Annotated in this window: 12 protein-coding genes and 1 pseudogene; 8 read left to right on the forward strand and 5 right to left on the reverse strand. The window is 62.9% G+C overall.

Features of this window, described 5'->3' with window-relative positions; all coding sequences use genetic code 11:
* Positions 1 to 93: 93 nt before the first annotated feature.
* From OZ411_RS03060 to OZ411_RS03090, 7 genes are all read left to right on the forward strand, one after another.
* Complete coding sequence (locus OZ411_RS03060) at positions 94 to 1263, forward strand: efflux RND transporter periplasmic adaptor subunit (RefSeq protein ID WP_130578878.1); 1170 nt, start codon at positions 94 to 96, stop codon at positions 1261 to 1263.
* Entirely contained in the window at positions 1260 to 4424 is a 3165-nt protein-coding gene (locus OZ411_RS03065) for a multidrug efflux RND transporter permease subunit (protein ID WP_282526744.1), read from the forward strand. The genes OZ411_RS03060 and OZ411_RS03065 overlap by 4 nt, the downstream gene beginning before the upstream one ends.
* Before the next feature lie 209 nt (positions 4425 to 4633).
* A complete protein-coding gene (locus OZ411_RS03070) occupies positions 4634 to 5275 on the forward strand; it encodes a glutathione S-transferase C-terminal domain-containing protein (RefSeq protein ID WP_130578876.1) in 642 nt (213 codons plus the stop codon).
* A 34-nt stretch (positions 5276 to 5309) separates the two neighbouring features.
* Positions 5310 to 6095 carry a glucose 1-dehydrogenase gene (locus OZ411_RS03075; RefSeq protein ID WP_282526745.1) on the forward strand — a complete coding sequence of 262 codons (786 nt, stop codon included), beginning with the start codon at positions 5310 to 5312 and terminating at the stop codon, positions 6093 to 6095.
* A 321-nt stretch (positions 6096 to 6416) separates the two neighbouring features.
* Positions 6417 to 6875 (forward strand): SDR family NAD(P)-dependent oxidoreductase, encoded by a 459-nt coding sequence (locus tag OZ411_RS03080; protein ID WP_130578874.1) that lies wholly within the window; start codon positions 6417 to 6419, stop codon positions 6873 to 6875.
* Positions 6876 to 7044: 169 nt separating this feature from the next.
* Complete coding sequence (locus tag OZ411_RS03085; RefSeq protein ID WP_130578873.1) at positions 7045 to 7818, forward strand: SDR family oxidoreductase; 774 nt, start codon at positions 7045 to 7047, stop codon at positions 7816 to 7818.
* A gap of 282 nt (positions 7819 to 8100) precedes the next feature.
* A complete protein-coding gene (locus OZ411_RS03090) occupies positions 8101 to 8394 on the forward strand; it encodes an antibiotic biosynthesis monooxygenase (protein WP_282526746.1) in 294 nt (97 codons plus the stop codon).
* A gap of 217 nt (positions 8395 to 8611) precedes the next feature.
* Here the strand turns inward: OZ411_RS03090 and OZ411_RS03095 are convergent, their stop codons facing one another.
* The 3 genes from OZ411_RS03095 to OZ411_RS03105 form a co-directional block, all read right to left on the reverse strand.
* Positions 8612 to 8935, reverse strand: a complete 324-nt coding sequence (locus tag OZ411_RS03095; RefSeq protein ID WP_130578871.1) for a hypothetical protein — start codon at positions 8933 to 8935, stop codon at positions 8612 to 8614.
* A gap of 80 nt (positions 8936 to 9015) precedes the next feature.
* Positions 9016 to 9507: an Hsp20/alpha crystallin family protein gene (locus OZ411_RS03100; protein WP_130578870.1), complete on the reverse strand. Its 492-nt coding sequence runs from the start codon at positions 9505 to 9507 to the stop codon at positions 9016 to 9018.
* 81 nt (positions 9508 to 9588) lie between these two features.
* Entirely contained in the window at positions 9589 to 10047 is a 459-nt protein-coding gene (locus OZ411_RS03105) for an Hsp20 family protein (RefSeq protein WP_130578869.1), read from the reverse strand.
* A 228-nt stretch (positions 10048 to 10275) separates the two neighbouring features.
* Between OZ411_RS03105 and OZ411_RS03110 the strand changes: the two are divergent.
* Positions 10276 to 10476, forward strand: a pseudogene (locus tag OZ411_RS03110) (integrase); the annotation flags it as partial.
* 25 nt (positions 10477 to 10501) lie between these two features.
* On the opposite strand, the gene OZ411_RS03115 reads toward OZ411_RS03110, so the two are convergent.
* Complete coding sequence (locus OZ411_RS03115) at positions 10502 to 11104, reverse strand: PepSY domain-containing protein (RefSeq protein WP_130578868.1); 603 nt, start codon at positions 11102 to 11104, stop codon at positions 10502 to 10504.
* 653 nt (positions 11105 to 11757) lie between these two features.
* A complete protein-coding gene (locus OZ411_RS03120) occupies positions 11758 to 11967 on the reverse strand; it encodes a hypothetical protein (RefSeq protein ID WP_282526747.1) in 210 nt (69 codons plus the stop codon).
* Between the last annotated feature and the right edge of the window lie 310 nt (positions 11968 to 12277).

Genomic DNA, 12277 nt, shown 5'->3' on the forward strand with positions numbered 1-12277 from the left:
TCGGATCACTTGAACAACCGATTGTCGACAACCCGACGTCCGTCCGGACGCTGGTCCCACTCGCTCGTGCCAATTTTTACGAAGGTTCTCGCCATGTTCGACGCACGCTTTCTGACGAGATTTGCGCTGGCCAGTGTCGTCGCGCTGATGCTGGCCGCATGCGGTCCTAACGCGGCCGTGCCGCCAGCCGATCCCACCGTCTCGGTGAGCACCCCGCTGGTGAAAGAGGTCACCGGATGGGACACGTTCACCGGCCGGCTGGAAGCGGTCGACACCGTCGAGGTGCGGCCGCGCGTGAACGGGTACGTCGAGCGCGTCGCCTTCCGCGACGGCGACTACGTCCACAAAGGCGATCTCCTGTTCGTCATCGACCCGCGCCCCTACGAGGCGGCGGAGAAACAAGCCGAAGGCCAGCTTGCGCAGGCACAGGCGCAGCTCGTGCTGGCCGACAAGGAACTGGAGCGCGCCAAGTCGCTGATCGCGGCGCAGGCGATCGCGACCAACGTCCTCGACCAGCGGGCGCAGAACCAGCAGGCGGCCGAAGCCGCCGTAGCTGTCGCGGCCGCCGCGCTCGCCCGCGCCAATCTCGACCTCGACTTCACTCAGGTGAGGGCGCCGATCACGGGCCGCATCAGTCGCAAGCTGGTCAGCGAAGGCAATCTCGTCGCCGGCGGCGACGCCAACGCGACCTTACTGACGAGCATCGTCTCGCTCGACGCCATCGATGCCTACTTCGACATCGACGAGCACAGCTTCCTCCGATACCGGCGCGCTGCCGATGGCAAACAGGCGGTCGCCTTCGCGTCCGGTGGTGAAGTCGGCATCGCGTTGCCGGGCGACAAATCGCCGGGCTTCACCGGCAAGCTGAACTTCGCCGAGAACCGTCTGGATGCATCCACCGGCACGCTGCGCTTGCGCGCTCGCATCGCTAATCTGGACCACGTACTCATGCCCGGCCAGTTCGTGCGCATCTCGCTGCCCGCCGAACCGGCGCATCAGGCCGTTTTGGTCCCGGCAGCAGCTGTCGCCAGCGATTCCTCGCAAGCCGTTCTCTTCGTCGTCGGAAGCGACGACCGCATCGCTGCACGCCCCGTCGAGCTCGGTCGACTGTTCGGGAAGATGCGGGAAGTCACACGCGGTCTGGAGCCGAACGATCGCGTCGTCCTCTCGGGAATTCAGCGCGTGCAGGCCGGCACCAAGGTCACCGTGCGTATGGAAGCCATCAAGTTTGAACAATTCGCGTCGAAGGGAGATGTGTTATGAACCTCGGTCAACTCTCGGTCCGCCAGCCGATCTTCGCCATCGTGCTGTCGATCGTCACCGTCATCGTCGGCGGCATCGCCTATTTTACCTTGCCGGTCACAGAATATCCGGACGTCGTTCCGCCGACCGTCGTCGTCTCGACGACCTATCCTGGCGCTTCGGCGCAGACGGTCGCCGACACGATGGCGACGCCCATCGAGCAGGAGGTCAACGGCGTCGAGGACATGCTGTACATGTACAGCCAGGCCACCTCGGACGGCGGCCTGACCCTGACCGTGACCTTTAAGCCGGGCACTAACCTCGACAAAGCCCAAGTGCTGGTCCAGAACCGCGTCGCGCTCGCCTCGCCGCGGCTGCCCGAGCCGGTGCAGCGCAACGGCGTCACCGTGAAGAAGTCGTCTCCGACGATCCTCAGCGGCGTCTTCCTGTTCTCTCCTGATGGGAGCTATGACCAGCTCTACGTTTCGAACTTCGCGCTGCGGGCCGTCGTCGACGTCCTCAAGCGCGTCGATGGCGTCGGCGATATCCAGTTGTTCGGCGTCCGCGAATACTCCATGCGCATCTGGCTCGATCCGGATCGGGCTGCGTCCTTCGGGATCACGCCGGCCGACATCACCAAGGCGATCAACGCTCAGAGCACGCAGGTCGCCGGCGGGGTCGTCGCGGAGCCGCCGGTGACCGATCAGGCCTTCCAATCCACCCTCGTGTTCGAAGGTCGCCTGAAGAAGCCGGCCGAATTCGGTAACATCATCGTCAAGACCGACGGCGGGCGCGTGGTCCGGTTGAAGGATATCGCGCGTGTCGAGCTTGGTGCGCTGACCTACTCGACGGGTGGCTACTTGGGCGACAAGCCCGCGGTCGCGCTCGCCGTGCTGCAGCGGCCCGGTGCGAACGCCCTGGCGACGCAAGACCAGATCGCGAAGACTATGGCCGAGCTCAGCTCGGACTTCCCGAAGGGGATACGGTACGAAATCGGCTACAATCCGACTGGCTTCATCGCCGACAGCATCCGCGAACTGGTGAAGACCATCTATGAGGCGATGGTGCTGGTCGTCGTCGTGGTCATCGTCTTCCTGCAAGGCTGGCGGCCGTCGATCATTCCGATCCTGGCCATCCCGGTCTCGCTCGTCGGCACCATGGCCGTCATGGCGGCGCTCGGCTTCTCCATCAACAATCTCAGCCTGTTCGGTCTGGTGCTCGCCGTCGGTGTGGTCGTCGACGACGCCATCGTCGTGGTCGAGAACGTCGAGCGGCATCTGTCGGAAGGCAAGAGCGCGCGGGAGGCGACCCTGCTGACCATGCGCGAGGTCGGCGGCGCGCTGGTTGCCATCGCCCTGGTGCTGGCGTCGGTGTTCGTGCCGACCGCGTTCGTCCCAGGCCTGTCCGGTCAGTTCTTTCGCCAGTTCGGCATCACGATTGCGGTCGCCACCGTGATCTCGCTGTTCAACTCGTTCACGCTGTCGCCGGCTTTGTCTTCGATGATGCTGAAGCAACATGCCGGAGACGGGGCGCGCGGTGGCGTCTTGAAGCGCCTCGGTACCGTGGCGGCGGAGCGCTTCAACGCTGGGTTCGACAAGCTATCGAAGCTGTACGGGTCGCTGGTCGTACGTCTGGTGCGGCATGCCAAGCCGATGCTCGCCGTCTACGTCTTGCTGCTCGGCGCGACCGGCTATCTTTTGGTCGAGAGCCCGAAAGGCTACATCCCCGCGCAAGATCGCGGCTATATCATCGCGATCCCACAGCTTCCCGCGGGCTCCTCGCTGGAACGCACGACGGAGATCGCCAAGGAAGTCGGGCGCATTGCGCTCGAGATCCCGGGCGTGTCGCACCTGCCGACCTTCGCGGGCTTCTCCGGAGCGACGCAGACGATCTCGTCGAGCTCCGCCGCGGCCTACGTCGTGCTCGAGCCGTTCGAAGAGCGCATGAAGCACGGCCAGACTGCGGCCTGGATCCAGGCGGAACTGACCAGGCGCGTGGCCCATATCGACGGCGCCAACATCCTGGTCGTGCAGCCGCCGCCGGTATCCGGCATCGGCAGCGCAGGCGGCTTCTCGATGAGGCTGGAGGACCGCGCCGGTCTCGGCACCGCCGCGCTCGCCAAGGCGACCAACGATCTCGTCGCCGCCGCCAACGCCACACCCGGCCTCACCGGCGTCTACACCACTTTCTCGTCGGGCACGCCGCAGGTCAACGTCGATCTCGACCGCGAGCGCGCCGAGATGCTGGGCGTGCAGAGCCAGGACGTGAACGCGGCGATCGAGACCTACTTCGGCTCGAGCTACATCAACGACTTCAATATGTACGGCCGCACCTACCACGTGACCGCGCAGGCCGACCTTCCGTTCCGCAACAGCGCCGACGACCTGACGCGGATCAAGGTCCGCAACGCGGCAGGCGACATGGTCCCGCTCGGCAACGTCGCAACGCTGCGCGATATCTTCGGTGCGGATCGCGTGCCGCGCTACAACCTGTTCCCGGCGACCGAGATCAATGGTGATACGCTGCCGGGCGTCGGCGCCGCCTACGGTATCGCGAAGATGGAGGAGCTTGCGAAGAAGATCCTGCCGGCCGGCATCAGCTTCGAGTGGACCGACCTGAGCTACCAGCAGACCACGACGGGCAATCTGGGCCTGTTGATCTTCCCGCTGTCGGTCGTCTTCGTCTATCTCGTGCTGGCCGCGCAGTATGCAAGCTGGAGCCTGCCGATCTCGATTCTGCTGATCGTGCCGATGGTGCTCTTGACCGGTTCGGCCGGCGTCCGGATGCTGGGCGGAGACATCAACATCCTGACCCAGATCGGCTTCATCGTTCTAGTGGGCTTGGCCGCCAAGAACGCCATCCTGATTGTCGAGGTCGCTCGTCGGTTGGAAGGCGAGGGCAACGGCGAGATGCGAGCCGTCGTGAAGGCCGCGCGGCTGCGGCTGCGCCCGATCCTGATGACGTCCTTCGCATTCATCCTTGGTGTCTTGCCGCTCGTCACATCAAGCGGGCCCGGTGCCGAGATGCGCCAGGCGATGGGCATCGCGGTCTTCTTCGGCATGCTCGGCGTAACCCTGTTCGGTTTACTCTTCACGCCGGTATTCTACGTCGTCGTGCGACGCCTGTCGGGTGCCAAGCAGCGCGTCCAAGCTGCCCCGGAGCGACTGGCGCTCGCAGCTTGAACCTTCGGAGCTTCCGCGCCCGTCCGCCATGCCTTGGCGGGCGGGCGCTTCGATTCCGGTGCGGACGCTGGCAAGGCCGCCAAGCCATGGCCGCAGAGCCTATCGCCTCATCTTGTATCCCATGGGGAGACAGTCTTGCGCGGTGTCTACCGTTTATCGCCTCGATCGGTGCAGTTAGGTTCTGCCCATCCAAACGAAAGGACCTCGCCATGAAGCTCTACATCGCCCAGGCAACCTGCTCCCTCGCCGCCCAGCTCGTCGCGAACGAGCTCGGCCTTTCCCCTGAACTGATCCATTTTGACGTACACAACGGGACCACCTCGAACGGCCAATCGTTCACCGACGTGAATCCGCTGGCCTACGTACCCGTCCTCGAACTGAACAACGATGCATCGGATCGCCTGACCGAGACGACAGTCGTCACCTCGTACTTGGCCGATCAGCATCCGGAGGCTGGCCTGATCCCCGCAGCCGGCACGCTCGAGCGCGCGAGGTACGACCAGCTTCTTGTCTTCCTCGCGACCGAGATCGCCCAGAAGCACATCCCGCTGATGCGTAAGCTGTTGACCTCTGAGGGTGCCGAATGGACCCGCAACAAGCTCGTGAAGGCCTACACCGAGCTCGATCAGCGCCTGGCCGACGGCCGGACGTACATCACGGGTGACAAGTTCACGGTCGCCGACGCCTACGTCTGGGGCACCATGTGGCACGAACGCTCCGGCGCGAAGATCGACCACCTCAAGAACCTGATGGCCTACGTCGCCCGCGTCGAAGCGCGCCCCTCCGCTCAGAAGGCGCTGAAGGACGAAGCCGAACTGGTCGCGCTGCATCGGTCGCGCGCAGCCGCTTGAAACCCCGAGCATCCCAACCGGAAGGACAACGAAAATGAGCAACAGAACCATCGAGGATGCGCTAAAAGACCGGCCGCAGAGGTTGTCAGGCAAAGTCGCCGTCGTTACCGGCGCGTCCAAAGGCATCGGCGCCGAGATCGCCCGCAGACTGGCGGCCGAAGGAGCCTCCGTCGTCGTGAACTACGCGAGCGACCGCGACGGAGCGGATAAGGTCGTCGCCGACATCGCAGCGACCGGCGGCAAAGCGACGGTCGTCCAGGGCAACGTCGCCAGAGCAGAGGACGTCGAGCGGATCTTCGCCACGGCCGCGACCGCTTACGGGAAAGTGGACATCCTCGTCAATAATGCCGGCGTCTACAAGTTCGGCACGATCCAGGAGGTGTCCGAGAGCGAATATCGGCGCCACTTCGACACCAATGTACTCGGCCTTCTGCTCGCGACGAAGGCCGCGGTGTCGCAGTTCGGGCCTGAGGGCGGAAGCATCGTCAATATCGGCTCGGTAGCAAGTCGACAGACGCCGGCGGGCGCCTCTATCTACACCGCAACCAAAGGAGCGGTAGACGCCATTACCCGCACACTCTCGAAGGAGCTTGGCACGCGCAAGATCCGCGTTAATTCGCTCAATCCGGGTGGCGTGGAGACCCCCGGCACCCATGCCGCCGACCTGATCGGAAACGAGTCCGAAAAGAACATGATCGGCATGACCCCGCTCGGCCGCTTCGGCCAACCGGGCGACATCGCGCCCGTGGCGGCGTTCCTTGTCTCCGACGATGCGCGCTGGATCACCGGAGAGACCATCGTCGTGTCTGGTGGCATGTAGAGCTGCAAGCCTCTATCTGGGTCTTCCGATTGGCAGGTCAGTAGCGGCAGTCTGGACGGGTTGCGTTTGCGCCAGGACGCTGCTGCTAATGGCGCCAAGCGCGCACCCGCGGGCGGATCAACGAGGCTTTGGGCCAACCCTGTGCCAAGCACTCACGCCACCATACTAAGGACAAACAACGGCTCGTCGTGTCGGTGGTTGCGTATGATTCCCTCCCTGGGCACCATTTTTTGTTGTAACCTCAATGCCTTAACCAAGAAGACGATTTTCGCGGCCCCTCGTGAAACCTAGCAGGGACGCACTGGGGACGCATCCCGGTCGGTGCGCCGGCAGGGCCAGGGCCGGATCATCAACATCAGTTCGGTGGCCGGCTTCCTGCCCGGACCATATACGGCGCTCTACAACGCCACCAAGCACGCCGTCGAAGGCTATTCCGAATCGCTCGATCACGAGCTGCGGACATTCGGCATTCGTGTCTCGCTGGTCGAGCCGGTCTTCACCCGCACCGCGCTGGAAGAGAACGGCGACAAGCCCGATCGGATCCTGAGCGTCTACGACAAGGGACGCGCGGCCATGAACGCGACCTGGCGCAACGGCATCGCGGCCGGCGACCCCGTGGAGGCCGTGGCGGACAAGGTGGTGCAGGCCGCCACCGAAAAGCAGCCGGGCATTCGCTACACGCCCGGAACAATGGCGGGCCGTCTCCGCCTGATGCGGCGCTTCGTCCCTGAAAAGACCTTCGAGAAGAGTTTTCGCAAGCAGATGGGCGTGGCCGATTGATCTCCCAACAGAGCGATCACCGGGCAAGCTGAATTGTCTCTTTCGCCGAGGAGCGACCTATGAAGTACTATTTGTGCAAGTACATCCCGCCGCGCGCCGACTTTCTCGCGACCATGACCGCCGACGAGAAGACATGGATGAAGCTGGAAGCCTAACCAGGACAACATCCATGACGATCGCACTCATCACCGGCGCTTCGAGCGGCATCGGCGCGGTCTACGCACGCCGTCTCGCCGCACGCGGCCACGACCTCGTCCTCGTCGCACGCGCGACCGACCGGCTCAACGCCCTCGCGGGCGAACTGCGCAATGCACATGGCATTGCGGTCGAGGTCATTACGGCCGATCTGGTCGACCACTCCCAACTCGCACCGGTTCTCAAGCGCCTCCGTTCCGATCCGCCCATCGAAATCCTCGTCAACAATGCGGGTGCTGCGTTGATCGGCGATTTCGCAACCGCCGACCCAAGCAAGATGGACGATCTGCTGGGGCTGAACGTTGTCGCGCCGACGCTGCTCGCGTCCGCCGTCATCGGCGGCATGGTCGAACGCGGCCATGGCGCGATCATCAACATCGCATCGGTGCTGGCTCTGCTCCCCGAATACTCCCGTGGCATCTACCCCGCGACCAAATCCTACCTGATGACGCTGTCGCAAGGCCTTGCAGCCGAAGTCGCGTCGAAGGGTGTCTATGTGCAGGCCGTGCTGCCCGCGGCTACGCGCACGGAAATCTACGAGCGCGCCGGCGGCGATGCCGGCAAGGTGCCCAATGTCATGGAGGTCGAAGACCTCGTGGATGCGGCGTTGATCGGCTTCGATCGCAAGGAACCGGTCACGATTCCACCGGTGCCCGACGTGGCGGCGTGGGACGCTTTCGAGAAGGCGCGCGGCGTTCTGGCGGCAGGCTTCGGCAACGCCAAACCGGCCGCGCGTTATCGGACCTGACGCGGTGTTTTCGGCGAAGCTGGTCGCCGCCGCCCGCTGATTTGCCGGCTCTCCTGCCAAACCTTCAACTGACGGAGAGTGAATATATGGGTAACGAGAGCTCAAACCTGCGCACAAACGCACCGCATCCGGCCGGTCCGGTTCAACGAGGCCGGCCAGATGACCGATCTCGTCGTCATGTTGCGCCCGGCCAACGTGGTGACAAAGCTGGGCGAAGAAGCAGCTCGCCGCATGGCGGCAGCGAAATCGTAAACCTGAACCAGAACACCGGGAGATCAGCACATGGCCAAACTAGCAGTCGTGGCGACCATCAAGACCGCCGCCGGTAAGCGGACCGAATATCTCAAGCACCTGAACGCTCACGCGCTTCGTTGCAGGGCGGCCGAGCCTGGCACTCTGGCTTTCGAGATCCTCGTGCCGCAAGAGGAAGCCGACACGGTCATGCTATACGAAGTCTATGCATCACGCGAGGCCTTCGATGCTCACCTGACGGGAGCTTCCATCCAGCAGATGAGGCACGATTCAGCTGGCCTGCAAGTGAGCCTCAACGGCGTGCGTTGTAATTTGACCGAATGAGCGGCTGTTAATCGGCGTCGAACCATGATCCCCGCAGTCATCTAACGCGGACACTTCGCGCGCCGATCGGCGTTAGGACCATGCCGATTAACATCAGAACGCCAACTGTTCGGTGCTCACCGCGCTTGCCCGCCTCTTACCATGACGACGAAGGGGACGGCCCATACCGCCGCGGCATTGCCTAGGAGCATCATGGTCAGAACGGCTTGTGTGAACATCAGACGGACCTCCGCTGCGCGGCGGCCCAAGGCCGCCGCAGCCGCATGGGGACGCCGCCGGGTCGGGGCGGGTCGTCGTCGTCCAGCCGCCGCAGCGCGGCGAGGATATCGGCCAGTCGAATGGTGTGGCTCATGCCGGGAATCTCCCGCAGGGCAGGACAGGATTCGACTGCAAACATGTCGGAAGCCCAGGACGACAGGATGATCCGTTTTTCCGGCACGGAGAGCTCATCGTCCTTCAGCACGTCCTCCGGCGAGGCATAGTGCGCGGCCGGGTGGAAGATGGGGTTGAGATTGCTGGTGTTCGTGTTTGCGTTGCTCATCGGCTGCCTCCCTACGCTCCTTTCTTCGGGACGGGTTCGAGTTGGTGCCGGACGGCGGCGGGGCCGCCGCCCGGATGTCGCTACTGCGTGTTGATGGCGATGCGCTTGACGCCCGCCCGCGGATTCTCGGACTTCGGCAGCGACACGGTCAGGATGCCGTTCTCGAACGACGCTTCCGCCTTGTCTTCTTCGACGTCCTCGAGCGGGATCCGCCGCTCGAAGGCGCCGTAGGCGCGCTCGGTGAAGTACCTACCTTCGTCGCTGCGCTCGGCTTTCTTCTCGCCGCGGATGGTCAGGACACCGCCAGCGATTTCGATCTGGACGTCCTTCTCCGTCATGCCGGGCAGTTCGGCCGTGATGGTCAGTGCCTTATCGGTCTCACTGAGCTCGATCTTGGGCCAGCCGAATTGCCCTTCCATGAGTGGCGACAGACCCGTCCCGCCGAAGCCGCGAAAGGCATCGTCGAACAGGCGGTTCATCTCGCGATGAAGCGTCATGAATGGATCGTAGTTGCCGCGCGTCGGCGTAAGTTCCTGATTCCGCGACCAGGGAATGAGATCACGAATTGCCATGGTTGTTCTCCTTTGTTGCATGGGGAGGGAGCGCGGCTGCGCTTGCGCGCGCCGCGTTCCGCCATCGAACCTTGGCTGGCGTCAGGCTGCCTTCTTCTGCTCGATCTGCGAAGGAGAAGCGCCGCCCGCGATCTGGATCCGGCGCGGCTTCATTGCTTCGGGCACCTCGCGGACGAGATCGATGATCAGCAGTCCGTCGCGGAAAGAGGCCTCTTTCACCTGGACGTAATCGGCCAAGTTGAACACGCGCCGGAACGGACGCGCGGCGATCCCCTGGTAGAGATACTCGCCGGCCGCCTTCTCGGGCTTCCTGCCCTCGATGGTGAGCGCGTTCTGCTCGGCGGTCAGCGTGATGTCGTCGGCTCCGAATCCGGCGACGGCGAGCGAGATCCGGTAGTGGTCCTCGCCGGAGCGTTCGATGTTGTACGGGGGATAGTGATCCTCGGTCGCCTGGCGCATTGTGCTATCGACGAGGTTGGCCAGGTGGTCGAAGCCGATGGTGGAGCGCCACAGGGGCGCGAAGTCGAAGGTCGTCCTCATAACCAAGTCCTCCATAGAGCAAGATGGGTACGAAGGAGCGCAGGACAGGGGTTTCAGACGGGGTCCGAAGATACCCGGCCCGGCGCCCGCACCGGGCCCGATCTGGCGCCCGGCACACCGCTCTTGCGGCGAAAATTGACTTAGAAAAACGGAAAGTCGTTTCAAGAGGTCGGCCAAAAAAAATTGCAGCGATCGCGGCGCCGCTGGTCGTCCCCCTTGCGCGCCCTTATCCATACGCTTGACACGGCGCTCATCATGGCTGCGGACACAATCTCGGGCTACATTCAGGGCCTTCTGATGGCGTTGAGTTCAGGCAGAGCCTATGCGTTGGACCGCGATTCACGGAAGGCCGCCTTGGCTCGCTTCTTGAAGAGGGCTTCAGGCAGTGATCAAGAGGGGGGTGAGGAGGAGCGACGCTTGGCTGCATGACCCTGAACCGCATGTACGACGGCGCCTAATGGTGAACTGACTTTTCAGTGCGGACTGGGGGCGGCTCGAGCATGACTTCCTTCAAGCGATTGCCACTGGCGACGATGACCACGAAGTTGAGTTTTCCATCCTGCTTCATCAAACCTCCGGCAACAGCGCTTCCCGCTCCAGCTTTCTCGGCGATGCGTACGGCGTCCGACAGCTCTTGCTCAACCGTCTTCAGAGCAATGATTTTGCTTAGATCCTCTCGATCGAGCTCCTTCAGCGATGATAAGATTTCCTTTTCTGTAACGCTTCCGGTGTTCGCATCTACGACATTTTCCCAAATGCGCTCATTTCTTACCGTCCGCACGCGATAAATGGCCGGACCGGATATCTCAAAGCTAACGTCGACGGGCCTTGAACCGTTATGTAATCGCTCGGCAATCGCTACCGCCTGACTCAGTGGTATTTTTATTCTGCGAAATTGCTCGAGCAGGCGACGCATCGCCGCCTCATCGGTATCGCCTTGTGCGGCTACGCCTCTATTTGTGTCGTCCAAAGGTGTGTGGGTGACATCGGCTCTCGCGCCCGCAACAGCGAACGTGGCGGACAAAACGATAGTCGCTAACAATCGCTTCTTCGACATGAGGTGTATCCAGTGGCTGTGGGTGAAAAACTGACCGGTGGTCTTATCGGTGTGGCGAGGGTCTCTGACGGCCTATCGACACGAACTTTTGGCGTGGCTCAGCGAAGCGCACCGTTTGAGAGCGCTATTGAAACTCGGATGTCGAGTAGGTCGCGGCCGCTTCTCGGAGCGACTCTGAGCGAAATTGCGCTGCGGTTCCGAGGTCAGCCTGACTGACCTCGTGCTCGAGCCGGCTCGATCAGAAACTCCCGGACCGAACTGCGCCAACGTTTCACGGACCCGGATTGCGGGGCTCCCGTCACTCGCATCGGCCTGCTCGGATATTGACGCGGGCGGCTGTCGTACAGCATCGGCTGCCTCGAAGCTGAGCCGCGAGGGGACTCCAATCTCCCTGTGGGGGAGAATCGGCAGGAAACCAGGCTGGCTGGTATCGATGACGACCGCTTTCGGTCTCTCCAGCTCGGAGGCGATCCGAATCGGTGGAAGTGTAGAATGAGGTTCGATGAGCCTTCTCGGCGGGGTCGCTGGCAGCAGGGAATTGGCTGCAAAGAGTAGCACGAGCAGCGCTCCGCCGACCCACAGAAAGTAACTCCACACTGGAGCTTGAGTCTCGACTGAACCACGCGCACGCATTGACAAGACGGATGTTCTGCTCACTGCGCCCGGCTCCCGCGCAGAAGTGCCTTCGGCGCGATCCAGGGCCGGCTGCCGGCGAACGCATGCAACCCCGCAAGCAAGGATATCGTAACGCCCAGCAGGAGGCTCAGGCCCACGAGGGACAGAGCAACAACCAGGTTCAGGGATGCGAGCGCAAGCCCCGGCCAGGGATTTTCCTTTGCAAGCGACCACAAAAGTGTTGACATTCTCGGTCCCCGAAATACACTAAACCGTATAGTTCATATACATCCCGGGCCGCGGGATGTGTCAAGAGCGAAGACTCACAAGCTCGTGTTCAGACTGTTTGAAAGGCGGGTCGGAGCGCGACGCTGCGTTTCCCGGTTCGATCTCAGCAAATGAAGGGTTCTGTATGTTCAAGTCCACATTAATCGTCATGCTGCTGGCATTGATCGGCAATGGGGCTGCCTTTGCGCAGGAGAACCGCGGCACTCCCGAGCAGAGGGCCGCATGCGCGCCTGACGCCTTCCGGCTGTGCGCGAGCTACATCCCTGACGC

The organism is Bradyrhizobium sp. Arg237L, assembly GCF_029990105.1.
Classification (GTDB): domain Bacteria; phylum Pseudomonadota; class Alphaproteobacteria; order Rhizobiales; family Xanthobacteraceae; genus Bradyrhizobium.